This is a genomic window from Fictibacillus sp. 23RED33 (assembly GCF_015903925.1).
In the GTDB taxonomy this organism is placed as follows: domain Bacteria; phylum Bacillota; class Bacilli; order Bacillales; family Fictibacillaceae; genus Fictibacillus; species Fictibacillus phosphorivorans.
Window position 1 is genome coordinate 1 of record NZ_JACZDX010000007.1, and the last position, 23,682, is coordinate 23,682.

Annotated in this window: 27 protein-coding genes and 1 riboswitch; of the genes, 11 read left to right on the forward strand and 16 right to left on the reverse strand. The window is 41.3% G+C overall.

Annotated features, from left to right (window positions below; all coding sequences use genetic code 11):
• The 8 genes from IHV09_RS18150 to IHV09_RS18185 form a co-directional block, all read right to left on the reverse strand.
• Window positions 1-771 (reverse strand): HAAS domain-containing protein, encoded by a 771-nt coding sequence (locus IHV09_RS18150; protein WP_197190094.1) that lies wholly within the window; start codon window positions 769-771, stop codon window positions 1-3.
• The gene (locus IHV09_RS18155) at window positions 768-1,100 is read right to left on the reverse strand and encodes a PadR family transcriptional regulator (RefSeq protein ID WP_197128409.1); all 333 of its coding nucleotides are present in this window, start codon (window positions 1,098-1,100) and stop codon (window positions 768-770) included. Before IHV09_RS18155 ends, IHV09_RS18150 begins: the two co-directional genes overlap by 4 nt.
• 137 nt (window positions 1,101-1,237) lie before the next feature.
• A complete protein-coding gene (locus IHV09_RS18160; protein WP_197128407.1) occupies window positions 1,238-1,414 on the reverse strand; it encodes a hypothetical protein in 177 nt (58 codons plus the stop codon).
• A gap of 15 nt (window positions 1,415-1,429) precedes the next feature.
• Window positions 1,430-2,164 (reverse strand): YdcF family protein, encoded by a 735-nt coding sequence (locus tag IHV09_RS18165; protein ID WP_197265136.1) that lies wholly within the window; start codon window positions 2,162-2,164, stop codon window positions 1,430-1,432.
• Between the two features lie 92 nt (window positions 2,165-2,256).
• Window positions 2,257-2,748: a hypothetical protein gene (locus IHV09_RS18170; protein ID WP_197128403.1), complete on the reverse strand. Its 492-nt coding sequence runs from the start codon at window positions 2,746-2,748 to the stop codon at window positions 2,257-2,259.
• Window positions 2,749-2,782: 34 nt separating this feature from the next.
• Window positions 2,783-2,865: riboswitch (cyclic di-GMP riboswitch) on the reverse strand.
• A 167-nt stretch (window positions 2,866-3,032) separates the two neighbouring features.
• Window positions 3,033-4,472 carry a sodium/pantothenate symporter gene (gene panF, locus IHV09_RS18175; RefSeq protein WP_197265137.1) on the reverse strand — a complete coding sequence of 480 codons (1,440 nt, stop codon included), beginning with the start codon at window positions 4,470-4,472 and terminating at the stop codon, window positions 3,033-3,035.
• Entirely contained in the window at window positions 4,469-4,762 is a 294-nt protein-coding gene (locus tag IHV09_RS18180) for a YhdT family protein (protein ID WP_197265138.1), read from the reverse strand. Before IHV09_RS18180 ends, panF begins: the two co-directional genes overlap by 4 nt.
• A gap of 180 nt (window positions 4,763-4,942) precedes the next feature.
• A complete protein-coding gene (locus tag IHV09_RS18185; RefSeq protein WP_197190368.1) occupies window positions 4,943-5,581 on the reverse strand; it encodes a spore coat protein in 639 nt (212 codons plus the stop codon).
• Between the two features lie 392 nt (window positions 5,582-5,973).
• Here IHV09_RS18185 and IHV09_RS18190 point away from each other — a divergent pair, with 392 nt between their 5' ends.
• On the forward strand, window positions 5,974-6,480 hold the full coding sequence (locus IHV09_RS18190) for a transposase (RefSeq protein ID WP_197128397.1): 507 nt from the start codon (window positions 5,974-5,976) through the stop codon (window positions 6,478-6,480).
• 131 nt (window positions 6,481-6,611) lie between these two features.
• Here IHV09_RS18190 and IHV09_RS18195 read toward each other — a convergent pair whose 3' ends face one another.
• Window positions 6,612-8,585 (reverse strand): methyl-accepting chemotaxis protein, encoded by a 1,974-nt coding sequence (locus tag IHV09_RS18195; protein WP_197265139.1) that lies wholly within the window; start codon window positions 8,583-8,585, stop codon window positions 6,612-6,614.
• Between the two features lie 256 nt (window positions 8,586-8,841).
• Here IHV09_RS18195 and IHV09_RS18200 point away from each other — a divergent pair, with 256 nt between their 5' ends.
• Window positions 8,842-9,012: an aspartyl-phosphate phosphatase Spo0E family protein gene (locus tag IHV09_RS18200; RefSeq protein ID WP_082861519.1), complete on the forward strand. Its 171-nt coding sequence runs from the start codon at window positions 8,842-8,844 to the stop codon at window positions 9,010-9,012.
• A gap of 149 nt (window positions 9,013-9,161) precedes the next feature.
• Here IHV09_RS18200 and IHV09_RS18205 read toward each other — a convergent pair whose 3' ends face one another.
• Complete coding sequence (locus tag IHV09_RS18205) at window positions 9,162-10,109, reverse strand: nucleoside hydrolase (RefSeq protein WP_197265140.1); 948 nt, start codon at window positions 10,107-10,109, stop codon at window positions 9,162-9,164.
• 76 nt (window positions 10,110-10,185) lie between these two features.
• The gene (locus IHV09_RS18210; protein ID WP_370568997.1) at window positions 10,186-10,602 is read right to left on the reverse strand and encodes a thiol-disulfide oxidoreductase DCC family protein; all 417 of its coding nucleotides are present in this window, start codon (window positions 10,600-10,602) and stop codon (window positions 10,186-10,188) included.
• A gap of 128 nt (window positions 10,603-10,730) precedes the next feature.
• Between IHV09_RS18210 and IHV09_RS18215 the strand changes: the two genes are divergently transcribed.
• Window positions 10,731-11,393 (forward strand): DUF975 family protein, encoded by a 663-nt coding sequence (locus IHV09_RS18215; protein WP_197265141.1) that lies wholly within the window; start codon window positions 10,731-10,733, stop codon window positions 11,391-11,393.
• Window positions 11,394-11,502: 109 nt separating this feature from the next.
• On the forward strand, window positions 11,503-12,666 hold the full coding sequence (locus tag IHV09_RS18220) for a hypothetical protein (RefSeq protein WP_197265142.1): 1,164 nt from the start codon (window positions 11,503-11,505) through the stop codon (window positions 12,664-12,666).
• A gap of 3 nt (window positions 12,667-12,669) precedes the next feature.
• Here the strand turns inward: IHV09_RS18220 and IHV09_RS18225 are convergent, their stop codons facing one another.
• Window positions 12,670-13,179, reverse strand: coding sequence for a DUF4183 domain-containing protein (locus IHV09_RS18225; protein ID WP_197265143.1), 510 nt, complete (start codon window positions 13,177-13,179; stop codon window positions 12,670-12,672).
• A gap of 77 nt (window positions 13,180-13,256) precedes the next feature.
• Window positions 13,257-13,547, reverse strand: coding sequence for a DUF4183 domain-containing protein (locus IHV09_RS18230; RefSeq protein ID WP_197265144.1), 291 nt, complete (start codon window positions 13,545-13,547; stop codon window positions 13,257-13,259).
• A gap of 254 nt (window positions 13,548-13,801) precedes the next feature.
• On the opposite strand from IHV09_RS18230, the gene IHV09_RS18235 reads away from it, so the two are divergent.
• Window positions 13,802-15,424: a hypothetical protein gene (locus IHV09_RS18235; protein WP_197265145.1), complete on the forward strand. Its 1,623-nt coding sequence runs from the start codon at window positions 13,802-13,804 to the stop codon at window positions 15,422-15,424.
• A gap of 5 nt (window positions 15,425-15,429) precedes the next feature.
• A complete protein-coding gene (locus tag IHV09_RS18240; protein WP_197195231.1) occupies window positions 15,430-16,125 on the forward strand; it encodes an OmpA/MotB family protein in 696 nt (231 codons plus the stop codon).
• A gap of 43 nt (window positions 16,126-16,168) precedes the next feature.
• Here the strand turns inward: IHV09_RS18240 and IHV09_RS18245 are convergent, their stop codons facing one another.
• Window positions 16,169-16,654 (reverse strand): hypothetical protein, encoded by a 486-nt coding sequence (locus IHV09_RS18245; protein WP_197265146.1) that lies wholly within the window; start codon window positions 16,652-16,654, stop codon window positions 16,169-16,171.
• 217 nt (window positions 16,655-16,871) lie between these two features.
• Here IHV09_RS18245 and IHV09_RS18250 point away from each other — a divergent pair, with 217 nt between their 5' ends.
• Genes IHV09_RS18250 through IHV09_RS18270 form a run of 5 tightly spaced genes read left to right on the forward strand, consistent with a single transcriptional unit; the run spans window position 16,872 to window position 21,456 of the window.
• Entirely contained in the window at window positions 16,872-17,417 is a 546-nt protein-coding gene (locus IHV09_RS18250; RefSeq protein ID WP_197265147.1) for an RNA polymerase sigma factor, read from the forward strand.
• Entirely contained in the window at window positions 17,418-18,173 is a 756-nt protein-coding gene (locus tag IHV09_RS18255; protein WP_197265148.1) for a hypothetical protein, read from the forward strand.
• Entirely contained in the window at window positions 18,174-19,058 is an 885-nt protein-coding gene (locus IHV09_RS18260; RefSeq protein ID WP_197265149.1) for an ABC transporter ATP-binding protein, read from the forward strand.
• Window positions 19,042-20,310 (forward strand): ABC transporter permease subunit, encoded by a 1,269-nt coding sequence (locus IHV09_RS18265; protein WP_197265150.1) that lies wholly within the window; start codon window positions 19,042-19,044, stop codon window positions 20,308-20,310. The genes IHV09_RS18260 and IHV09_RS18265 overlap by 17 nt, the downstream gene beginning before the upstream one ends.
• Window positions 20,311-20,325: 15 nt before the next feature.
• A complete protein-coding gene (locus IHV09_RS18270; RefSeq protein ID WP_197265151.1) occupies window positions 20,326-21,456 on the forward strand; it encodes a hypothetical protein in 1,131 nt (376 codons plus the stop codon).
• 93 nt (window positions 21,457-21,549) lie between these two features.
• On the opposite strand, the gene IHV09_RS18275 is transcribed toward IHV09_RS18270, so the two are convergent.
• The gene (locus IHV09_RS18275) at window positions 21,550-22,419 is read right to left on the reverse strand and encodes an AraC family transcriptional regulator (protein ID WP_197265152.1); all 870 of its coding nucleotides are present in this window, start codon (window positions 22,417-22,419) and stop codon (window positions 21,550-21,552) included.
• Window positions 22,420-22,605: 186 nt separating this feature from the next.
• Window positions 22,606-23,568 carry a DMT family transporter gene (locus IHV09_RS18280; RefSeq protein WP_197265153.1) on the reverse strand — a complete coding sequence of 321 codons (963 nt, stop codon included), beginning with the start codon at window positions 23,566-23,568 and terminating at the stop codon, window positions 22,606-22,608.
• Between the last annotated feature and the right edge of the window lie 114 nt (window positions 23,569-23,682).

A 23,682-nucleotide genomic window follows, 5' to 3' on the forward strand; every position in this document is an offset into this window, starting at 1 on the left:
TTAGATTCGGTTCTCTTTTTTCGCTTTTTTAAACGTATACACGTTATAGATAATAAGTGTTACAAACAGCGCACTTATTGTTAAAATGGCTTTCGTTTCTTTTTCGAATGAGGTCAGACTGATTAGAAATTCAGGTAGAAAAAGCATGGTTGGAATGACGATTGTAAACCAGGTTTTGCTCCATAAAGCGATTCCAATAAAGATGGAGATAGCAAGGAGTGCGGCGATAATGTTTCCTGTTGCTCCAAGCTTTATGACGACCGGAGTCTTATAGGCATCGTTTGCAAACATAAGACCTAAAAAGAACAAAATCGGTAAGATTCCTAAGGTCAATGTGGTGATGATGGTCTTTGTTTTAGAAAGCTTAGTGCTCGCTAAGAACTTGAACATTCTTAAATAGAAAAGCACGAGTATGATACAAACCGCTGGATAACCAACCACTTGAAGCAATGTATACTGCACGCCTCCTCTTATCGAATCACCAAGCAAAACATAGGCGAAAACACCGAGAACGATGATCGGCAAGTAAGAGAGCCATTTGAAATCAAAAGACATTTCTTCTGAAAGCTGCTCCATATAAGCTTTTGGTGAATGGCCGATGATGTGAGATACTGATTTTCCGCGCTTTTCTGCTTCGATCAGGTGATCTTCCAACTCTTCTACGATCTCTTTCACCTCTTCCTCTTTTTTTCCACTCGAAAACAAGTAAAGGCTTAGGTTATCTAAAAAATCCTGACTTTCAGCTGTTAACGTATGTTTGGGCGCATTCATTTTCCGCTTCCTCTCTTTTGTAAAATTTGATCGACCGAATGACTAAGTTGATTCCATCTTTTAATAAATGCTTGAAGTTCTTCCTCGCCCTTTGAGGTAAGTGAATAATACTTCCGCCTTGGCCCCGCCGTTGATTTTTTTAGCGTCGTCGTAACAAGTTCTTCTTTTTGCATTCGTATTAATAGTGGATAGATCGTTCCCTCACTCGTCTGTTGAAATCCGTATGTCTCAAGCTTTTCAGCTAACTCATAGCCATAAACTTCTCCTTCGTTGATGATGGCTAAAAGGCAGCCGTCGAGAATTCCTTTTAACATTTGAGTGTTCGACATGTGCTACACCTCATTTCACTATCTTGTATTACAAGAGTTATAAATAAAAAAAGAATGTCTTGCATAACAAGATATACCATTAGTATATGCGGCACTAACTTGTAATGCAAGGCATTTGTGTTAATTTGTCCCAAAAATTATTTTTTCTTATTCATGAGCTCCACCACGTGAGGTTTGGGCTCCCAACAATTGAACTGATAGTCTGGTTTCGTCTCATACCCTAAACGCACGCAGTGATAGCGCATCCCTTGATTCGCTTTTTCAGGTTTAAAATTTATACAAGTCGCGCAGCAATGATACTTATTTTTGTTCATGGAAGCCACCCTCCTCTATCTGTCAGTAAAATAACTTTTTATGATCGCCATATACTCTCTAACGTGAGCTTGTGGGACAGAAGAAATTCTCAACGGTGAGCCTAGTCCCTCTGCCTCAATGCCAACACGCTTTGCGATCATCTTTGTTCGGAAAAGATGGAAGTCACTCGTTACGATAAGCAGTTGGTCGCTCGGTTGTATCATTTCCTTTGTATATAATAAGTTTTCGTATGTACTCGTAGCTTTTTCCTCAATCTGTATCCGGTTTGGTTCTATTCCATTTTCAACGAGATAATTTTTCATGATAGATCCTTCGCTCGTCATTTTACCAAATCCAAGACCACCGCTTACGATGAAGATAACATTTGGATGTTCCTTTGCGTACGCGAGAGCTTGATCTAGCCGACCTTTTAGGACAGCACCCGGACGATTATTCTTTGTCCCACCACCAAGCACGAGGATCGAATCTATCTTGGAGGAAACCTTCTCAGGATCAGTGTTGGCAGATGTAAGAATAAGAGTTTCTAGCGTTGCTGCAAATAGAATGGTTGTAATTAGGACGGTCAGCGTCGTTTTTTTGTACGTTTTAAATAGTTTCATAGCTGTGTTGTAACGGAAGAAAAGGATGAAGAAAAATGCACCTAACAAGAAGAAAACCGCAAGACCCATATCCATGTTGGTCGTTTGAAGCAGCATGGCCGTTGCGTATACAGCAAAGAGGACCCCAAGTGTTAGAAATAGTTTTTTCATAGTGTTGTCTCCGTTCATAGATTTTCTATATTCTAGGATATCAGAAAAAGGAAAAGAGCGGAGAATGAAGATTCCGCTCTTTTAATAAGTTATTATTTTTTATTTATATCAGACTCTTGAATTTCTTTTTGAATGGCTGAAGAAATGTCCGCTTTCTTTTGCTCGGAAGAACGTGTCGCATCCGTGCTCATGTTCTCGGTCTTTTTATTTACTGCTTCGTTCTTTCTTTTCGTTATTTCTGCGAGTTCTTGTTTATAATGCGTTTCTAGTTCTTTTTTCTTGTCTTGAATGATCTTTTCTTTGTTAGAATCCAAATCCTTCTTGGCATCCGCAACAATTCCTTTTATCGCTACATTCACATTCTTAAGCAAGTCATTCTTCTCTTTGTTTAACTCACTCTCGATCTCAGATTGGTATGTATATTCCATAATCTTATTATATAAGTCGTTTGCAAGATTTGGATTTGCTGCATACGCAGATGTAGTACCTACACCAAGTGCAATCGTAGTCGCTAAAACTATCTTCGGCCATTTCTTAGTTGTCTTTTTCTTCGTACTGAATTTTTCTTTGCGTGAAATTTCCATAATAAATACCCCTTCCTTTATCTAGAGAACAAATAAAGAAAGCGGTCGGTTGCGCTACTAGCTTCAGTTATTCCAAGCGCCCACATACAGAATAACCTTCACAGCTCCACACTTATCTAATTATATTCTGATATAAAATTACCACCAGCCACATTCTCTGTAAATGGGTATTTAGTAAGATATTACTATAAATTGTTTTTTTAGTATTTTATTGTAGAAAAGAAGGTGGTGCTGAAGGTGAGAAATGAAAGAAGACAATGTCCACCGAGTGTGGACATTGTCTTCTAGAATGTATTTGTCTGGGGTCTGACCCCCTTTGTGAAACTCGCCACAATGTATGCGATCAAGGAAAGTACGATTGGCAGCACTACTGTGTGCATGCCCCAAAGATTTGGATAGTTAAGATGTAGGAACATATAGGATCCTACCCCTACGATCAGAGAGGCAATCGCTCCGTTCGCGTTTCCTCTTTTCCAATATAGCCCCAATACGATTGGCCATATGAAGGCAGCTTCTAGTCCTCCGAAGGCAAACAGATTCAGCCAGATCAACAAGTCAGGCGGGTTAATCGCCATAGCGAATACGCTCAGTCCAACTACAGCTGTTATACCAAAGCTCAATTTTTTTACAAATTGCTCTTCAGCATCTGGTTTAATGTAATTAATATACACATCCTTAATAATTGCAGAACTTACAAGTAAGAGCACTGAGTCCACCGTCGACATGACCGCAGCTAAAGGCGCTGCCAACACGATACCGGCTAACCACCCTGGCAATACTTCGAGTGCTAGAAGCGGCATCACTTTATCCGGCACTTCAATTCCCGGTAGCACGACTCTTCCGAATACACCAGCTAGATGCATACCTAGCATGATGAACCCCACAACGAACGTTCCGATGATCATCGCCCGATGCATCGCTTTTGCATTTCTGTAGCTCATCGCTCTCACCGATATTTGCGGCAATCCTACGACTCCAACACCAACCAAAATCCAAAACGATGATACGTAGAGAGGAGTAAGCGATTGATCAGAACCATAAGGCGAAATAAGATTCGGGTTCTCCGCTCGCAACTCGCTCATGATGTTCTCGATACCTCCACCTGCAATAATCGTACCGACCAATATGATGACGGTTCCGATTACCATAACAACTCCTTGTATCGCATCTGTTATCACAACAGCTCGGAAACCGCCAGCGATTACATAAACGAGGACAGAGCCAGAGAAGATGAAAAGCGCTGTCGTATAGGAAACTCCGGTAAACGATTCGATCAACCGTCCCCCGCCTACCCATTGAGCGGCCATTGCAGAAAATAGGAAGACCACAATGCTTATTGCAGATAAAATAACGACCCACTTGCTTTCATATCGTGCTTTTAGAAAATCTATCAGTGTAACTGCGTTAATCTTTCGTGCAACGATAGCAAACTTTTTACCAAGCACAGCAAGGGTGAAGTATCCTGTCACAAGCTGCGCCATAGCAAGTAGCACCCAACCAAGTCCTAATTGATAGGCTGCACCAGGTCCACCGATAAAACTCGACGCACTTCCGTATGTCGCTACCATCGTCATCGCAAGAACAAATCCACCAAGTTCTCTGCCTGCTAAGAAGTAATCTTGTAAAAATGACGATCCGTTTCTAATGTGCCGAGATGTATAAATCCCTACAAAGAACACTGAGATCAAAAAGATTACTAAAGGAAGAATCACATCCCAATTCATTGGACATCTCCCTCCTCATTCTCGTTCGTTTCATCAAGTTCAAACGGAACCTCTTTAAAGAAGAACTTCACCATAATCCAAACTAAAATTGTAAAAACAACAAATCCTACGATACAGCTATAAAAAAACCATGATGGAAAGCCAAGTATGTATGTGTATTCTTTAATAGGACGTCCGCCTAGACCGTATGCAAACGCATACCACCAAATAAAGTTCAAAATGGCAAGCACTGTACCCATGATGGCTTCTCTATTCGATACACGATACCGCCAGTCTGTTCCCTTTTTCATATCCTTAACCCCCTGGAGTTTCAGTACAAAATATAAGTCCACTCATTACTATGGCAAATTCATTTCTCGTTGTCGAGCCCTTCGACGATTATAAAATTTTCTATTTCTTCTCATGATATCCCTGTTTCAGTATGTGTAAAAGTAAAAACGAGCACCATTATCGGTACTCGTTTAAGTCATTTATTGAAGAGGTGGCTGTGTTTGAGTAGACGGAGCGTATGCACCAAGCATACTCGTCATATCTTGTTGGTTCAGTTGAGGAATTTGGTAGTAATGATTTTTATTCTGCCAGATAGACAATTCGTATGCCATCTCGATCCAGTTCGGAATTCCATCTGCTAATACGCGTCTAAGCACTGGGTTTGTAACTTCAAGTGTAGCCATACCTCTTAGAGAAGCATTCGATTTCAAAGTTCCTAGAATTAAAGTCGAAACGGATTGATCGTTTAATTCTGTAACGCTTTGAATAGGTTTGACGGGTTGCGCAGGTTTCAAACCATATACAAAATTATTATCTTGAGCCATCTTGTATGATTCTGTTCGCATTGCTGGGTCTTTTCCTGTCTGAAAAGCTTGTACACACGCGTTATATTCTTTTGTAATGTGTTGATAATGACGGTCGAGCATCGTTTTGAGCTCAGGATCCTGAACATGTCCTTTACAAAGTGTATATAAGTTCAATGTTCCAACAATTCCGCTTAGCATCTCATGAACATCAAACATCTCATGCCCACCATGGTTTAATTGAGCAGGTACCTGTCCGGTCTGCATATTTACATGGTTGAATTCAGGATTGCTGTTCCCTGTTTGCGGATTCATGTTAGGTTGATTTTGGTTCTGATTCAAATGACATACCTCCGTTAAATAAAAATACGGGGTTATTTTATGTAGAATGGAAAACTCTATTCCCTTTCCCATGAATAATTTCCGGGGAAATTTGATAAAAAGTTCGTTTAATGGATTGAATTCGACATTTTTTTATGGGAATTCTGCTAAAAAAGATAACTTCCTGAAAAGAGAAGTTTCGAACCGGTTGCATTCCAAAACTGATATAAAGGTTTTGCTTGAAAACAACGAGGGAAATAAATTTTTTGGGGTCAGTCCCCATTTCCCAGATTCCCTTGCTAGACGTATAATGTAAATACGATTGAAAGGAGGTGAAAAACATTCCTAGATCCCCTCGCATTTGGTATCCTGATGCTGTTTATCACGTGACTACCCGCGGAAATCGCAGGGAACCTCTTTTTTATTCCCACTTAGATTTCCATCGCTATTTAAAGATCTTAAGTCATTGTGTTAAAAAGCATGCTGTTGAGCTCTTCTCGTATTGCCTCATGACAAACCACACTCACTTACAAATTTTGTGCAGCAAATCACCACCTGGAGATTTCATGAAAGAATTAAATGAAACGTACGCTATGTATTTCAACAAGAAATACGAACTGACTGGCCATGTGTTTCAAGGTCGATACGGAGCAGAATTAATCGAAGATCGGTCACATCTGTTAGACACGAGTCGCTATATTCATTTGAATCCCGTTTCTGCTGACCTGGTCATGTACCCCTTAGAATATCAATGGAGCAGTTACCGCTATTATGTAACCCCATCGGTGTGCCCTTTTGTACACACCTCAACCCTTCTTGAGCAGTTTAGCAATTCGAAATCTCAATATCGAGATTATGTTGAAAGCAAGATTACCCCTGTAGTAGAGCTTTAAACCCTTTTAGTTCAGATGTGAAATTACACTCTTTCCTTTTTCAAAAAGTCACTCATAGCAAAGAAAAAGCCGTTTTTGTCTTTTTGAAAAAGACAAAAACGGCACTAATGTAATTGTGTGGGGTCAGACCCCTAGAATGTAAACCGCTGGACGTGGGTACGCATTTGTTCCGCATACTGTTCAAGCTGATCCGCTAAGTGGTTCAACTGCTCCATCGACGCGGATTGCTGTTCGGCTGATGCGGAAACCTCTTCTGTTCCAGCCGCTGTTTCTTGCGTGATCGCCAAGATATGGGACGCATTCTCAAGCAGTACATCTTTTTGCTTCGTCATTTCATCCACTGACTGAATCACATCTTTTAATGCTTCTGCATTTCCTTTGACGGCACTAGAAATCGCGGTAAAGCTTCGCTCTGTCTCTTCAACCGCTTCACTTTGTGAAAGAATGAGAGCCGCTGCTTCTTGAACTTGTCCGACGGTGTTTTCGGTTACTTGCTGCATATCCGCAATCAATGCGCTAATATCTTTCAAAGATAGCTCAGTCTGCTCTGCAAGTTTTCTTACTTCATCTGCAACGACCGCAAACCCTCTTCCAGATTCTCCTGCTCTAGCCGCCTCGATTGCTGCGTTTAGCGCCAATAAGTTCGTTTGGTTTGCTATATCGCTTATCGTTAGAACAATCTGTTGAACGCTGCCAGATGTTTCATCAAGTTTTTTAATAGAAGAAATCATCTCTTTTGTCATTTCTGTTGTCATCAAAGACTTCTCTTTTAGCATGCTCACCTTTTTTACACCGGTCAATGATTCTTCATTCATTTGCTGTGTTGCTTTTTCGATCGTCTCGCCATGCGCATGAACTTGACTGATTCGCTCAGCTAGTACGTTCGCAGCTTTTGCATTCTCATCCATCAACTCTGCTTGATGAGAAGAGCCCGCGGCGATCTGCTGCATCGTCGTTGAAACTTCTTGTGCGGATGCTGAATTTTCTTCCGCACTCGCAACGACCGTTTGAGACGCATCTGTCACATGATCGGTAATCTGAGCCATCTCGGCAATCAACGTCCGCATCTGATTAGACATCTCATCAAAGCTTGAAGCTAGTTCACCGATCTCATCTTTTCTTTGTATAGAGACGCTTGTCTGCAGATTTCCATTCTTGATCTCATGCATCGCATTCTTTAATTGATTCACAGGCACCGTAATTCTTCTTGAAACAAACAGCGAGATGACTGCCGCTACTAAAAGAGTGACGAGTAAAGCAATCCCAATCGGTAAAAGAATGACAGTAGCTTTTTGTTCAAACTCACTAAGTGCTACAGTTCCTGCTAATTTCCAACCAGTTGTGTCGTTCTTTGTGTAGCTGACCACTCTTTCTTCACCGTTGATGTCGGTCGTGATCGTTCCATTTTTTTTCGTGATACCTTTATAAAATGATTCTTTTGTTGCGCTTTTTCCCAGCATCTTTGCATCAGGATGCACCATATAATTCCCCGAATTATCGATGAGAAGAGCATAACCAGTGTCCCCGATTTTCACATTTTGCATAAGTGTTAAGATATCATTTACGGCGATATCAATTGCCGTTACACCCACGACTTTCCCGCTGTATTCAGCCGCTTTTACGGCTTTTACTACCGGGCGGTCTGTCGCTTCGTCAATAAACGGATCTGTCCAGAAGACTTGGTCCGGATTTTTAGTTGCTTGTTGATACCACGGCGTTAACGTCATGTCCTCAACTGGTGATGCAGGTATAGGATACATGACCACTTCTTTGCTTTCCGAAATGAAATAGCTGTTCATGATTGCTTCATTTGCTAGATGATAGTCTTCGAACTTAGAAATAATATAGTCTGGGCTATCTCCTTTTGCATGGAGCTTGATCGTTGCCGAATCTGCATAAGCAGAAACGAAATTGGCATTGTCTTTTAAAAATCCGTTGAGCGTCTCATCTAGATCATGCATGCGTTCTGATGTATTCTTCGATGAATTATCAACGGTTGTTTGCTTACTAAACATATAACTAACTCCGCTCACTACGAAACCAGTCATCACAATAAGTAATAGAAAAGGCACAAGAATTTGCCTCTGTAGACTTTTTTTAATCATTTCTTCCTCCTGCAGTTACTTTTTACTAAGCAGCAAAAAGTATATCGACAGAAAGCAACAAAGTTTTACAGGAAAAAAAGCACATTTTGTCTACTGGAGTAGTACAAAATGTGTAAAAGTGTAATTGTAAGGGGTCTGTCCCCCTATATGTGTAAAAAATTAATAGACTTGACACAAAATATGGTATATAATATTTACAAGATTTACCGATATTAATGGTGCAGAAGTGGTTATTATATTAGAGGGGGAATGGACCATGAGCCGAAGCAATGCTCTTGTCTTAACTACAGAGATAGACGCCATTCGCACGACCATGTATGAGGTAAGTAAAAAGGTTAATAGTCTTGCAGATCCGCTTCTTGTTCAGTTGAGCCAAATACTAGACGAAAAGCTAAACAAACTAGATCAAATTAAAAATTGCGCTTAATCACATAAAACGACACTTAAAGTTCGACCGGGGTTCGTACGTTTCGTAGAATCACCGGTTTTTTATTATGATGCCGTTTCTACCCTTTCCTCCTTCTCTTAAAACGATCTTAAAAACCCCTAACTTCCTTCCACGATTCTAAACTAACACTATGAAAATGTCTCACCCGTCATAATACGCATAAAATCTCGGAAGAAATAGCTATAATCAAAATCAAACGCGATTCGGTGTCGTTTTTCATCATCTGCAAACTGTGCATACGGCCGAACATCGGTAATACTCTGACCTCTTGCCGTATTGCCATCTTGAATCACAATATGTACCGGCAGCGACTTATACGTGAACATATCTTCTCTTATGCAGGCCATCAACGTAATGGCATCGTGAACAGGACTACCGAGTATTTCTGGGTTTCTGCTTTTGTAAAAGTTGTAATAAAAGTCTAGCATCGGTTTTAGAATCGGAACCTTGCCTTTGTAATCAATATAATTAACCATCTCCGGAGTAACAACTGCCCTATCCGTCACATTCAACGGGATGATTGTTACGTTTTCTGCGTACGTTAACACGATTCTGACCGCGATCGGATCACCGTAAAAGTTCGCCTCTGACACTGCCGTCACGTTTCCCGGCACCCAGAACGCTCCCCCCATAATATAGTACGCTTTTACTTTTTTCATAAGTGACTGAAACAAAATAAACATCGTTGCAAGAGACGTCAACCTACCTGCATTCACGATGATCAGATCATCTTGATACTGTTCAATCACGTTCACGATCTCAAAAAAGTTCTCAATAAATCCTTCAGGTACACCCGGTTCGATTGGACCTAACCCGTAAACACCATGAACATCTGGATAAAAGGTAGGCTGTTCCCCAGTCATCGGAACTTCTGCTCCACCGATGATCCTAACATCCTGTGGAAAATTAAATGTTTTAGCAATATATTTTACATTTGCTACTGTTTGTTCTCTCGATACGTTGCCATAGTCCGCCACAACACCAACGATATCAATTTCATCACTTAAAAACGCATAAGCTAAGGCAATCGTATCGTCTATTCCAGCGTCACCAAAGAACAGAACTTTTTGTCCCATCGTACAGTTCCCCTTTATAGGCATTTGTTCTATCTTATTAGGCGATCTGCGCACTTATGAAGTTTGGTGGTCGAAACTATTGCAAAAACCTATTTCGAAGGTCAGGTGTCGGAATCATGCAACTCTCTTTTTGCCCAAACCATCGGTATCGATTATTGGCGACCTTTTTATAGAAAGCGTTGCGAATCGGCCGTGGAACAATCTTTAGATATTGGCCAAGGCTGTATGGAAATCTTAGGAACAGAGAGGTTACCGCTACAGCATCTGATTCTGTATAGATCTTTCCGTCTTTAACTAAAATAACGGAATTCATTTGTGCGGGATCCATGTTGTACTGTGAAAGCAGCTTCTGCCCAGCTTGTGACTGTATGGCTGAGAACTTTAACTCGTTACTTTTTTCATGTTTGAGTATAAATTGCACGCTCCCATTACAAAGATTACAAACTCCATCAAAAAGAAGTACAGCACCCTTTACCTCATCAAATTTCTGCACATCCAAACCTCCCTTTTCAAAACAAAACATACTTTCCTCTAGTCTACTATTAATTTTCATGAAAACGCATCTTTCCGCCTTCTAAACCGTAGTATAAAGATAGGACAACTTCAGAAAGGTGATACATCATGAAAAATAAAGAAATCAAACAGCAAGCCCGGCTTCAACTTAAAGGACAATGGGGCACAGCAGCGTTATTCACGTTGTTGTTCTCGAGCATCTATTACCTCATCCCACTAATCATTGAAGTGAATTTGAGTGGTGGTTGGAATGCTTGGTTGAATCAACCCGCCGACGAACTTAACGGACCAACGTCCAGCACGTTCATCATCACACTCGTTTTACTGCCTTTATATATTGGATATTTGTGGACTTTTTTATCAGTGATCCGAACAGGTGAGAAAATGAACGTTTCATGCCTATTTCAAGCGTTTTCTGAGATCAGTACGTATGTAAAAATACTCGGCTCCTATCTCGTGATGATGGTGTACTTGATTCTCTGGTCTCTTCTTTTACTGATCCCTGGAATCATTAAAGCATTCGCGTATTCGCAAACGTACTTTGTTCTAAAAGATCATCCGGGTATCGGCATTAACGCTGCGATCAAGAAAAGCCGGCAGTTGATGGACGGCTATAAGTGGAAATTTTTCGTTTTACAATTAAGCTTTCTAGGTTGGGGAGTTCTTTGCATTTTATCACTTGGTATTGGTTTCTTTTGGCTCGCTCCATATATGAGCGCTTCGTATGCTGCGTTTTATAACGATCGCGTGAACGAGTATCAAGCAGAATAAGTTTCTATAAACCTCGTGGCCTTTGCTTCGAGGTTTTTCACTTCTTTTTCATGAAAAAATCTTCCTTCACATACTTTATTATGAATGGTTTTAAAGGGGGGGATTCCGCATGGGTATTATTGAGGTGCTTTTAGCTCGGGCAAACACGGCGACCGTAACAAAATCAGGAAACGACAGTACGGCCTCGATCGGCGGGAATCCTTTTCAAACGATCAACGGAGCCATCTCTGCCATTGTAGCTTCGAATGCACAAGGAATCACGATCTTGGTATATCCAGGTACATACGATGAGGTCGTTACATTGCCAGATGGTAACTCGCTTAAGGGTATAAGCGCTTCGACCGTCATCCTTTCAAAGAACGTATCCTCCAACACGACGCTACTTACGATGGGGAACAATACGACTGTAGAGGACATTACCCTTCAATTAACTTCTTCCGTTCATGTCGATCTAACGGGTATTGCTTTTCCTGGTACCACTGCACAATCTGCTAGCGCAAAGGGGTTAGCGGTTCGAGTCGATAACGCGGGTGCGGGTACTGGCGGCACTTCAAACGTGTATGGGGTTCATTCATTCGGAACAGGAAATCCGACGTTTGGAACAAGCAATTTTGTTAACTCGAGTGTAACAGTTCGATCTGCTGGGCTTGGAAACAAAAGAGGGATACTCGTCGACTCTAATCCACAAACGTTCAACTGCCAAAATGCCATGATTCAAAGTATAAATGGTGGAGGTGCAGGATCCTATATCGCTGGTGAAGTAAACCGAACGGGGGCTTCACTCAATTTGATTGGATGTACGCTTGAGGGAGGAACGGCCGATATCTCGCAAAGTGCTGGTACTTTAACAATCGGAAGTACACAATTGATCAATTCAACAGCGAACAGCCTTGGTTTCTCAACTTTCGGGCAGCCTTCTATCTTCTTTTGGGCTCAACCTGGTGTTATCGGTCTCGGCACTAGCTTTTACCGTCCTGGGACAGCGTCTCTCACGGGTACAGAGGTTATCATACGAATCAGCCAAAGGTGTATCGTAAAAACGTTAAACATTCGTTCACTCGTCAGCCCTGGTATAGGAACCACAGTAAACTGGACGGTCCGTAAGAATGGCGACGACACGGGACTGACTGCTTCTATGAACGGTTTACAAAATTCTGCGATCAATGATGACGTTTCGTTGACCTATGAGACTGGGGACACATTGTCTTTAAAGGTTTCTACAGCACTAATAAGTACGATCGCAGATACGGTTGTCCAAGTTGAAATTGTCTAGCTGCTAGCCGCTGTTTATGATTTTTATGAACTGAAGGATGAGCGGAACGCCTTGTTCGGGAACAGGACCCGCTGATGGTAGAAGCGTCAGTCTCCCTTCTTCCACTTCAAAAAATGAGGACGGCTGCAGCATGCCGTTTACAAATAAATTAATATACGAGACCGTCGTTGGATTTAAAATATCAGTGCTTCCATACTCAAGATATCGATCGTCGTTCGTATATATTCTTTTAATACCATCTGAAAGGGTCGTGTATTGAAACGCCTCTACACAGAGGAGTCTTGGTGAAGGTGGCGGCACAGGCGGATACGGCGGATACGGGCTAGGTGTTGGACACGAGAAATAATAATAGTCGTCAGTTTCACAAGAAGGACAGTCGCAACAGATACAGCAGGACGATGATGAACTGCAGGATTTGTTCGAGAAAAGCGTTCTTTTTGTTTGATGTTGTGAACAGCAGCGGTCAAACAAGGTTTTTCTTTTATCACACCTATGATTCGGTTTTTGGAACAACGTAAACTCCCCCTATCATGTCTAGCTCTAGTTCCTTGCACCTTGCACCGCTGCTGCTCCACTTTAAACGTTTTTAATTAAGTAGTTACAAATTCTATGATTACAGGAGTTTGACCGGCAAGTGTATCGCCGTTTGGAATGGTGATCTCAGCAGTCGTTAAGGTTGATGTATCATCTGTCTGAATCATGGCGTTAATGTATAGATTGTAGTACGAATATGTCGTCGGAAAGGCTGTAGCAGGTGCACCTGTGTCGTCTGTAAAAGCAGTAGCTGCAATTTCAAATGTCGCACCCGTTCCAGTACCACTTGCGATGGTTGAAGCAAATCTGCTGGCGTTCACATTGAAATACGGTTTAATGATTGGCATGGATGTAATCCCCATTTCATTTAAATTTTAGACTTTCCAACTAGAGTTGGCGTTGCCTAACAACATCATTATTCTATGCCAATGTGCCTAGAAATGACCCAAAAAGTTCCCCCCTTAAATGTCCATCTTGAATGGACATTTAAGGGGGTTATGTATTTGTTTGGGGTCAGACCCCATTTCCTAAAATATTTCCCGACAGTAGGACATATCTATCAATATAGGACAGTTAGACAAGACATCTAAGGGGTGGCATGATGGATCAACTTACTTTAATCGTTGTCGGGGTCATTGGGTTTCTCGTGTTTATGGGGATTGTGGGGCACACACAAACCGCTTATCACTTTCGCAAATGGAACAAAGAGCTTCAACAGCTTGAAACGAATAAAGATCAGCAGCCGTATTCGCAATGGCTGCAACGTGTCACAGCCGATTACAAACAGTTTCATCTTGCAGGTGTACCACAGCTCAACACGCAAGCACTGATCGAAAAATACCTATACAACGAACGAATTCCGCTTCTTGGCGTCTTGCGGGTACCGGTCGGCAATATCCAAAAGCTGCTCAACCAACTTCCGTCCTTCACCATTATTCTTGGTGTACTCGGAACGTTCGTCGGATTAACACTCTCCCTTTTATCCATGCAAGATACGCTCATGACGCTTGGTACGCAGCCTGCTGATTCAAACCTTACGCTTAATTCGATCATCTCCTCCCTTACCGCACCATTTGAAGGGATGAGTGTTGCCTTTTATACGAGTATTGCCGGGATCGGGGCTGCACTGTTGCTCAATTCCATTCAGTCTGGCTTCTTCTCGCAAGGAACATCACTGTCTTATATGCAGAACAAACTTTTAGCTGATTGTGAAGTGTATCTCGATCACAACATCAACAGCGACCTGATCAACGATAAGCCGCAAGACTCGGTTGAGCGCCTTCTCGATCGCCTAGCCTCACGCGTCGAGTCGTCGTTTGACAAAACGCTTGGTGAGTTCGCATCACAGATGGTTAATTTTACGGCAGGGCTTCAAAAAGCGATGGAAGACGTGAATGGCATATTTGAAGCACAGCGCGAGCACGCAGAGAAGTTCGGTGCATCCGCTACACAGCTTGATCAGTTCGGACAGCGGTTCAACGAGACAACAAAAGAACTCGGAACCATTCAAAAAACGGTCGACACGAGTATTAACGCGCTCGCTAAGAACATCTCTTCGTTCGAGCAACAGCTAAAAACGAGCAACGACCGTCACACACAAGGTCAGCAGAAGTTTGAACAGCTCATCCAACGCTCTGATAAAATGCTGCAAGAAGCACAGCGCCGGTCTGAAGAACATGCACAATCGATGCTCCGCGGCATGCAAGAACAGCTGCAGCACTATCAAAATCAGCATGACGCACTCGAGAACCGTCTCGCGCAAAAGCAAGACGAATGGCATTACCGCTATGCTGAAAAACAAGGCGAATACGGCCGGGCGGCAGCTGACTTCGCTTCAAGCGTCGGACAGCTCGAAAAAGGATTTTACGCTGCGGTCGAACACATCAAACGAGATTTTACAGATCAGGTTCGAAACATCATGGACAGTCAGAGCCGACAGCTGGCTTCTGCCCTAAACAACTCACAAAATCAAAACAGAAGCGATGACGATATGCGAGAGCTCGCACGAACGCTTGAAAACCTGCACCACGGCTTAACACGAAGCATCACCGACAACAATCGTACACTCTCTGACATGTACCACCTCATGCAGCGCATCTATCAAGCGGCCATGAACCAATCATCCAACCAAGTGATCTATGAAACACGCAGTCCTCGCGCACCCGAATACGTAGAAGATGAACGTATGCCAGAAGTTTCGCCGCAAAATTTTAGGAGACGGTGATCGGTATGAAGGCGCGCAAATCTTACTACAACGACGACAGCCAAGAAACAAAAGAAATTTTCTGGCCAAGTTTTACCGATATGATGGCGATGATGGTGCTCGTTATGGTCTTTATCGCGATTCTCGCTTATGTGCAGAGCATCTATAACGCGTATGATCAGGCTCAGATCAAACGAGAGCTTGGCCAGGTGGCAGAGGTAAAAAAACATATCTCTGATCTCATTCAAAAGCAGCTAGAAGAAAACGTTGGAAAAGATAAAATCATCCGTGGACCGAACAACACGATCTCTGTTGAAGGCAACATCCTTTTTGATACGGGAAGTGCAGATATTTCAGCTAAAGGTAAGCAAGTGCTCGACCCGCTCGCTGACGCACTCGCTGCAATCATCGAGGAAAAAGACATGAGTCAGTATCTGTATATCATTCTAATCGAAGGCCATACAGATTCCGTTCCATATGACAACTGGTCGCTCTCTACTCAGCGTGCGGTTGCAGTCGTTGATTATCTTGGAAAAGCAAACCCGAAACTCGCTAAAAAAGAGTATGCTCAATACCTCGCCGCAACAGGATATAGCGAATATAAGCCGATTGCAGAAGGAAACTCTTCTCAGGCGCTCCAAAAAAACCGCCGCATCTCGTTTCAGATCATTTTGGACGACGACAAATGGCAGAGCAAGCTCAAGGAAATTGTTGAGCAATAAAAGTACAAAAAAACGAGCGGACCACTTCGCTCGTTTTCTTTTGCTAATAAGCTTCTTTTTTACGCAACTGACGCTTGAAATATAAAAAGATCGGAAGTGGAATGAGTATAAATCCAGAACTTTTGACAATATTATTCATCTCATTCCTTTTCTCCTGCAACTTGTCGTTTTCAATCATCATCTCGTAGTCTTTCCGCATCTCTTCTTCTGTTTTCTTACTAGGCAACGGCTTTCCGTTTTCATCATATTCTACTTCCGCTAAACCGAGTTTGTATTCTGCAAAACTAGCTTGATACGTATCCGGGCTCACAATATCGACCACGCTCATAAATACGCTAATACTTCCTCCTATCGTTAGCGCAAGCGTCGTAAACAACACCAAATATATATACAAATATCTAAACATCTTCTCTTCCCCCTTCTCATCGTAAGCTGTTTTTGACTTCACAGCTGCAATCGCCACTCCGACAAATAACAATAATACGACCACTGCAAAGTACACCAAGTAATCCAGATCAAAATTAAACATATATTCACCTAGCTTTCTATTAAAAATCGATTTATGAACAGAGCTACTCTTCTATAGTTCTTCTATTATTTGCTATAACTATATAATTCTCCTTTAATCCTCTATAAGAACCTATAATAAAAATGGAAATATTTTTATAAAAAGTAAAACTATTTATCTTTTATATACGAATATATGAGCAAGACAACCTTTTTAGTCTGGAAGTGAAGACAAAATCATGATGAAGCAGAAAAGATGGATCAGCTCTGTTCAAAAAAAAGGCGATCAACATGCGGCGAACGAACTGATCTCTCATTACTATCAATCTATTTATGCCTATGTTTATAAACAAACGTTGAATAAAGAACTATCACTTGATCTAACACAAGATATCTTTATTAGCATGCTTCAATCCATCCAGCAGTTTGATGAGAAAAAAGCATCTTTCAAAACGTGGCTATACCGAATTGCAACATACAAACTCGTAGACTATTTTAGGTCTAAAAACTATACATATGATCGTTCCACAGACTCGATGGAAGGTGTTGATGTGGCTACACCTTCAGATTTCACGCTCGAATTGGAATGGAAAGAGGATATCGAAAAGATAGCACAGCTCATAAATACGTTCCCGATCATCGATCAGCAGGTTTTGCGGCTCAAATTGTTCGGTGAGCAAACGTTTATCGAAATAGCAAGTTCTCTCGAAATGCCTGAGTCATCTATTAAAACAAAGTATTATGCTGCGATAAAAAAAGTGAAGCAACGAATGGAGGCTGAATAAATGGAGAAACAAAAATTCCACATCGAATATCCCACGGATCTTGAAAGAAGAAACCAGATCTCATCTATCGTATCTGCCGGTCTAACTAAACCCAAATCGTTTCCATCTTATCTTCTTGAAATGTATCAACAGCTCGGCTTTCGCTATTTATTTCGAGATGCTACTGAAATTCTGTTTACAACCTGTTTAGCGCTAGCTGTAATGCTATACGGCATATTTTCACTGAAATCATCTATAGACTTGCAAGATTTGTATTCTTTCATCTTTACGCTGTCTCCTATTTTTTTCTTTGCTCTATCCTCTCTATTTTTAGTACGTGCTTTAATGAAAGACACTTTTTCAGTAGAGATGACCTGTAAGTACCATGTGTTTCAGCTAGCCGCTTTTCGTATGTTCATTTTCAGTATGCTAACGATGCTCATGAATATCGCACTGATTATCGTTCTATCGTTCTTGTTTCAATCGATTCAAATCCTAGATGCACTGCTGTTATCATGCAGCTCGTTAAGCCTATTTTCGGTCCTTTACCTGTACGCCTTACGCTATGCAAAAGGGCCGTACGCCACATATCTTATGATGGCAAGCTGGCTGTTAGTGAATGTTCTTCCAGCCACCTTAAATCAGAACATGTACAGTATGTTTTTAAGTCATGTACCTACATATGTATACGGAGTCGTACTCATCATCAGCATCGTGCTCTATGTAAAAACACTAAAAAAACTAATTGCATTTAGAGGTGCAGAAGGAGTTTTATAAATGTTAATCGTTGAAGATGTTACAAAAAATTTTGGTCAGTTTCATGCACTAAAAAATATTAACCTCGAGTTTCATAACGGCGTGTATGGATTGTTGGCACCGAACGGAGCAGGTAAGACAACACTGATTAAAATGCTCACAACTCTCTTATTTCCGACGAGCGGAAGCATCCGTTATGACGGAGAAGATATTATTAAGATGGATGAAAAGTACCGGGAGATGATCGGTTATCTTCCGCAAGAGTTTGGTTATTACAAAAATTATTCGCCTACCTCCTATCTGCTTTACTTGGCGGCGTTAAAAGGAATACACCGAAAAACGGCAATTACTCGTGTTGAAGAATTGCTTAAAACCGTAGCACTGGATCATGTGGCAAATAAAAAGATGAAGAAGTTTTCCGGAGGTATGATTCAACGTGTTGGGATCGCTCAGGCCATGCTGAACGACCCGAAGATTCTGATTCTAGATGAACCTACAGCTGGCTTAGACCCTAAAGAAAGAGTTCGTTTTCGTAATCTGCTTACGAATCTGGCTCGCGATCGCATCGTTATTTTATCCACGCATATCGTTTCAGATGTAGAATCGATCGCAAACGAAATCATCATGATTAAAAATCAAGAAGTGTTATACAAAGATACCGTTTCTAACATCTGCCGCAAAATTGATGGACTTGTTTACGAGACTGAAGTGAGTTATGAACAAACAGAACAATTTCGTACAACTTACCTTAGCTTGTCTGAAAAACAAGAAAACGGAAGCATGTACATGCGGTTTTTAACCACAGATACAGCGAAACCCGAATGGAAAGCGGTACACCCTAACTTAGAAGATGTCTTTTTGTATATCTATCAAGATGGAGTACGTTCTGATGATCAAACGGCTTGAATTTAAAAAAATCATCTCTTCACCTATTATTCTAGGATTATTTGTACTGTTTCTTTTGTTCAATTGCTTTCTCATCTATCAGCAATCAACTCTGCGTCATGATATGAAATCACTTCAGCCAATCGTGAAAGAAACGGGAACATTAATGAATGATGAGGGACGTGAAAAGCTGAAAACCTCTCATGAAGAAGATTTAAATACTTGGAATCAGCTCTCACAAAGCAAAACTGGAGACACCTATCAAAACGCAGCGGACTTTTATAAACCAGAGCTCTACTATAGTTTGATTGAATCAAACATTTATTCAGAAACAGAATTGCAAGACATCAATGAACTAGCGATAAAAGAAACGTATCTAAACTCTATTCAGGATATTGAAACGAAGTACAGCACTTTAAACGTCATGGAAAATGCAGAAGAAGGCATCCGCCTTTTCGGCTTGGAAGGTGCTGTAGCTGAAAAAGTTCGGGAGCAATACTCTGTATTAAGACCACGTGTAGAAGAGCTAATCCAAAACAAAGAACATCTTCATCTTTTCTTTCATGGAAAAATGTTTGGTACACATTCTTTTCTTTTTAAAACGTTATTTGGGTTTATGCTTTTTCAGGGAATGATCTTAATCGTTCTGTTCACCGCTTTTATCGTGAATTATGAGTTTGAACATAGAACAGCTTTAGTCACTTATGCAACAAAACGAGGCAGAAGATTGATGTGGGATAAGCTTCTTGTGTCCACCTTCGCATCAACACTTGTAACTGTAGCTCTTCTCGCTATAACATTGTCTGTTTATTTTATAGTGTTTGATTATTCTGGTCTGTGGAACGTACCGATTAGTACAGGGTTCTTAATCGAATTAAACAAAATACCTTTTATTAGCTGGTGGAACGTCACGTTCATCCAATACCTATTAATGTCATGTGGTTTAGTTGTACTCTGCCATATACTATTTGTGCTGATCACGTTTTGTCTCTCTATGCTCATACGGAACAGTTACATCGTTTTCACTCTTTTTGGTGTTATCTTTTTGGCAGGTCTTTATGTTCCGAGCCTCATGCCAAAGGACAGCACGATGCTTCTATACACGCACTTCTCTCCTTTTATTCTAGTAATGAACGTGAAGAAATGGTGGATGGAAAGCGGTGTTTTTACGACGTTCAAATATTATGAAATCATCACGGTAACAGGATGGTTAATCGTTTTACTGCTCACAGCATGGCTGTTAATCAAACGTTTTGCCAGAGAAAATATATAGATAGGACGCGAACATATGAGAATCTTATTTAATGAGGTAAAAAAGCTGTTTTCGGTAAAAATAATCTTCCTGCTTCTTTTAGTTAGCTTTTTTGTGTACCAACAGTTTATTATGTTTGAATTTAAGCATTTTCCTAACGGCAGACCACTGTTAGATGATTTCCGTGCTACGCAAAAAATGCTAGTTGATTATGGCGAATCTATGGATAGTGAGGAATTCCAAGATTTTAAAGAGATTAAGGAACAACGAATAGCTGAAGCGACAGAGTATCTTAAGTCACAGAAAGAAATGGTTGCTGCAGGCATTGATACGTATGAGGAATTTAGCAACATGGATCTAGAAAACGAAAAACTAGCTGCACTGCACAGCAAAATCATTTTTGAAGACTATGTAGATGTATTTTGGGAGATTCAAGCACGCGATGGGATCATCGACAAATATGAGCATCCTGAACGTTTTAATGAGCATGAACTAACTCCAAAACAAAATGCACGCATGGATGAAGTGGTTGAAAATGGAGCAACAGAGGCGATATTCACGGATATGGTGTTTGAAAACTACAATGTCTTAATGAAATATGTAGCCATTCTTATCTTTCTAAACATTATAATTATCCTTATGCCACTATACATTCGGGACAAGCGAAATCACGTACAGCTGCTGCAGTATACTTCAAAAATAGGACGCAAACTTTTCTCTCAAAAGCTCCTTACTGGCTTGACTGCATCCTTAATCATTATTACCGCCCAGCTCGCTTTTTTCTTTTTCATGTATAGAGGCAATGACACGAGCATGTTCTTTCCGCTATCGATCAACTCTATATTTAATTTCTTTGTTTCATGGTATGATCTAACCTTTTTTCAATACATAATTCTTACTGTTCTATGTGTCTATCTGTTAGGGATCGCGTTGGTATTGGTCGGAGCTTGGATATCAAGCATCGCTCCCAATTATATGACGAGTGTAGGTCTACATGTTCCGCTAGCATTCTTGCTGTTTGGTACAGGTACTAACTATCTTATTCAGAACCTGACTACAATCTATTTAAATCCTTATCTCGTACCTATTTCTTTTGCTATCATTCTAGTTCTTAGTTCGCTATTGTTTATGTGGCGTTATCGAAGAGAAAAAGTGAAGAATATCTAATGGAGAGGAGCAGCATCCGCTAATTTATGCAGATGCTGCTTTTCCCATGAAAAAAACACCGGCCACTTAGCCGATGCTTCCCAAATTACTATATTATTTCTTCTTAACCGGCACCCAGATCTCACTTCTAAATGTAGGTGACGACGTATCTTTATCTGCGTTCCAAAGAATCTCTGGTACTTCTGTTTGTTCGTACGACGATGAAGGAAACCACTCTGAATAGATGCGTCCCCACACGTTCTGCAATGTTTCTGGAAATGGACCGACTGCTTCAAAAACTGCCCATGTGGATGCTTCCACCTTTAGTTGCGACATACTCTCGGGACATTCGTTGGTTGTTGCTGCCCCAATATAATGATCAAGCTCACTGTTTTCAGTCGTCCTCTCCGAAAAGTTCGTTGACGCACTGATTAAGCCACTTGGCTCTATATTCGATAACTTCTTTAGCACACTGATCAATTCAGGTGTAAGGCTCTGCCACATCGCGGCGATCTCAGGATTTACCCCTTCAAAAACAAGCGGAACTCGTTTTTTGAGACCCACAATAGAAAATGCCTCTTTTTCAACGATACGATAGTTCATTTCACTTCCTCCTTTTACCGATAATTGAAAGGACATGCGCGGAAAGGCTTTGAGTGATTGACCGTTTTTACGTGCTTCTGATGGCGTAATGCCGTGCATCTGCTGAAATGCTTTTGTAAAAGAATCAGGTGAAGAGTAGCCATATTTCACTGCCACATCAATTACTTTTATGTCGCTGTGCTGCAACTCAAAAGCTGCCAGAGTCAGCCGTCTGCGGCGAACGTATTCTGACAGTGGAATTCCTGCCAAAAAGGAAAACATCCTTTTAAAATGATACTCTGAACAATACGCACGTCTCGCTGCTTCCCTAAAGTCGACCTCATCCTGCAGATGCTCCTCTATATACTCTAACGCGTCGTTCATACTCTTAAGCGAATCCATTGACAACGCCTCCTTTCAAAATAAGAATAACAAGGGGAAGATGATGACACCCGACAATCTCTGTATACAGTTTAACGGATTTTTCTACATAAAAAAACAACCGCTGCTACGGGCAACGGCTGTTCCAAATTACTATTTAAAAAGGGGGGGTAGTACTACTATTCCCAGCTCACATATTTTTATTCATCATTTTGCAAGTTTCATAGATTTTTTTTGCACGACTTCTGTTTTTCCGAAATAACTGTGTAAAAACATGCCCAGCATGATGATGAGAACGCCCATCATAGAAAGGAACGTTGGGCTTGCGATCGATAAGAGCCACATCTCGCCAGCTAACACAAAAATAATCTCAGCTGATTGCGTTGCTTCTACACCTGCCAGTTTCACAGGATTGTTCGCACAAAGATCAGTTGCTTGGAAAAAGAGAACCGTTGCGATAACCCCTGATGAGATCGCGACTAAGAACGTCTGCCACAACTGATCGTTCGTTGGAGGTCCGCTCTCCACCCATCCGATTCCGGCGAGAACAATCCACCACGGAAGTGAAGCGATCGTCATGCCGAATGCTCGCTGAAAAGCATCGAGGCGTTTGTTTGTCACAACCATCATTTTTCGATTGCCGAGTGGATAGGCAATCGCCGCAATCAGAACAGGTAACACAACGTTCAACCAAGCGGAGCCGTTCACACCACTTGCTTCCTGCACTTGAACGAGCGCGACACCTCCCAATATGATCAGCGAAAAGCCTAATCCTTTAAAAGGAATTCTTTGGCGTGTTGCTCCTTCCGCTTTGTTCCCTTCATAAAAGAACGGTACGAGAAGAGAGCCTGCAACGATCGTAATCTGCCAAGTCGCTGCCACTAACCACGCCTCTCCAAAACCTGCTGCATATGTAATCGGTGCATAAAAGAGCACAAAGCCTACTGAACTCCATAAAAACCATGTGCCAAATCGTTTCTTAAGTTCTTGGAACACAGGACGCACGTTGCCACGCATCCAAACGATGATCCACAATAACGGAACCATGTAAAAAAAGCGAAGGGCTGCACTCCAGTGCCAGCTTCCGCCTGATAAGTCCATAGAACGATTCAATATGAACGTGACGCCAAAGAAAAAGGCTGCCGCGATCCCAAGCCATATCGGTCTCATGTTAAGTCCTCCGTTTCCCTTTAAAAAGTATGCATCTGCCTTGTCCAACATGCTTATCTTTTTTTATTATCTTACCATATGGTTGTATGAATTTGGGAAGACACTTTGATTGGG

What these genes read in the sequence shown, in the direction of transcription:
- IHV09_RS18150 (WP_197190094.1), bottom strand. Translation starts at nt 771, where the DNA reads ATGAATGCGCCCAAACATACGTTAACAGCTGAAAGTCAGGATTTTTTA.
- IHV09_RS18155 (WP_197128409.1), bottom strand. Translation starts at nt 1,100, where the DNA reads ATGTCGAACACTCAAATGTTAAAAGGAATTCTCGACGGCTGCCTTTTA.
- IHV09_RS18160 (WP_197128407.1), bottom strand. Translation starts at nt 1,414, where the DNA reads ATGAACAAAAATAAGTATCATTGCTGCGCGACTTGTATAAATTTTAAA.
- IHV09_RS18165 (WP_197265136.1), bottom strand. Translation starts at nt 2,164, where the DNA reads ATGAAAAAACTATTTCTAACACTTGGGGTCCTCTTTGCTGTATACGCA.
- IHV09_RS18170 (WP_197128403.1), bottom strand. Translation starts at nt 2,748, where the DNA reads ATGGAAATTTCACGCAAAGAAAAATTCAGTACGAAGAAAAAGACAACT.
- panF (WP_197265137.1), bottom strand. Translation starts at nt 4,472, where the DNA reads ATGAATTGGGATGTGATTCTTCCTTTAGTAATCTTTTTGATCTCAGTG.
- IHV09_RS18180 (WP_197265138.1), bottom strand. Translation starts at nt 4,762, where the DNA reads ATGAAAAAGGGAACAGACTGGCGGTATCGTGTATCGAATAGAGAAGCC.
- IHV09_RS18185 (WP_197190368.1), bottom strand. Translation starts at nt 5,581, where the DNA reads ATGAATCCGCAAACAGGGAACAGCAATCCTGAATTCAACCATGTAAAT.
- IHV09_RS18195 (WP_197265139.1), bottom strand. Translation starts at nt 8,585, where the DNA reads ATGATTAAAAAAAGTCTACAGAGGCAAATTCTTGTGCCTTTTCTATTA.
- IHV09_RS18200 (WP_082861519.1), top strand. Translation starts at nt 8,842, where the DNA reads ATGAGCCGAAGCAATGCTCTTGTCTTAACTACAGAGATAGACGCCATT.
- IHV09_RS18205 (WP_197265140.1), bottom strand. Translation starts at nt 10,109, where the DNA reads ATGGGACAAAAAGTTCTGTTCTTTGGTGACGCTGGAATAGACGATACG.
- IHV09_RS18215 (WP_197265141.1), top strand. Translation starts at nt 10,731, where the DNA reads ATGAAAAATAAAGAAATCAAACAGCAAGCCCGGCTTCAACTTAAAGGA.
- IHV09_RS18220 (WP_197265142.1), top strand. Translation starts at nt 11,503, where the DNA reads ATGGGTATTATTGAGGTGCTTTTAGCTCGGGCAAACACGGCGACCGTA.
- IHV09_RS18230 (WP_197265144.1), bottom strand. Translation starts at nt 13,547, where the DNA reads ATGCCAATCATTAAACCGTATTTCAATGTGAACGCCAGCAGATTTGCT.
- IHV09_RS18235 (WP_197265145.1), top strand. Translation starts at nt 13,802, where the DNA reads ATGGATCAACTTACTTTAATCGTTGTCGGGGTCATTGGGTTTCTCGTG.
- IHV09_RS18240 (WP_197195231.1), top strand. Translation starts at nt 15,430, where the DNA reads ATGAAGGCGCGCAAATCTTACTACAACGACGACAGCCAAGAAACAAAA.
- IHV09_RS18245 (WP_197265146.1), bottom strand. Translation starts at nt 16,654, where the DNA reads ATGTTTAATTTTGATCTGGATTACTTGGTGTACTTTGCAGTGGTCGTA.
- IHV09_RS18250 (WP_197265147.1), top strand. Translation starts at nt 16,872, where the DNA reads ATGATGAAGCAGAAAAGATGGATCAGCTCTGTTCAAAAAAAAGGCGAT.
- IHV09_RS18255 (WP_197265148.1), top strand. Translation starts at nt 17,418, where the DNA reads ATGGAGAAACAAAAATTCCACATCGAATATCCCACGGATCTTGAAAGA.
- IHV09_RS18260 (WP_197265149.1), top strand. Translation starts at nt 18,174, where the DNA reads ATGTTAATCGTTGAAGATGTTACAAAAAATTTTGGTCAGTTTCATGCA.
- IHV09_RS18265 (WP_197265150.1), top strand. Translation starts at nt 19,042, where the DNA reads ATGATCAAACGGCTTGAATTTAAAAAAATCATCTCTTCACCTATTATT.
- IHV09_RS18270 (WP_197265151.1), top strand. Translation starts at nt 20,326, where the DNA reads ATGAGAATCTTATTTAATGAGGTAAAAAAGCTGTTTTCGGTAAAAATA.
- IHV09_RS18275 (WP_197265152.1), bottom strand. Translation starts at nt 22,419, where the DNA reads ATGGATTCGCTTAAGAGTATGAACGACGCGTTAGAGTATATAGAGGAG.
- IHV09_RS18280 (WP_197265153.1), bottom strand. Translation starts at nt 23,568, where the DNA reads ATGAGACCGATATGGCTTGGGATCGCGGCAGCCTTTTTCTTTGGCGTC.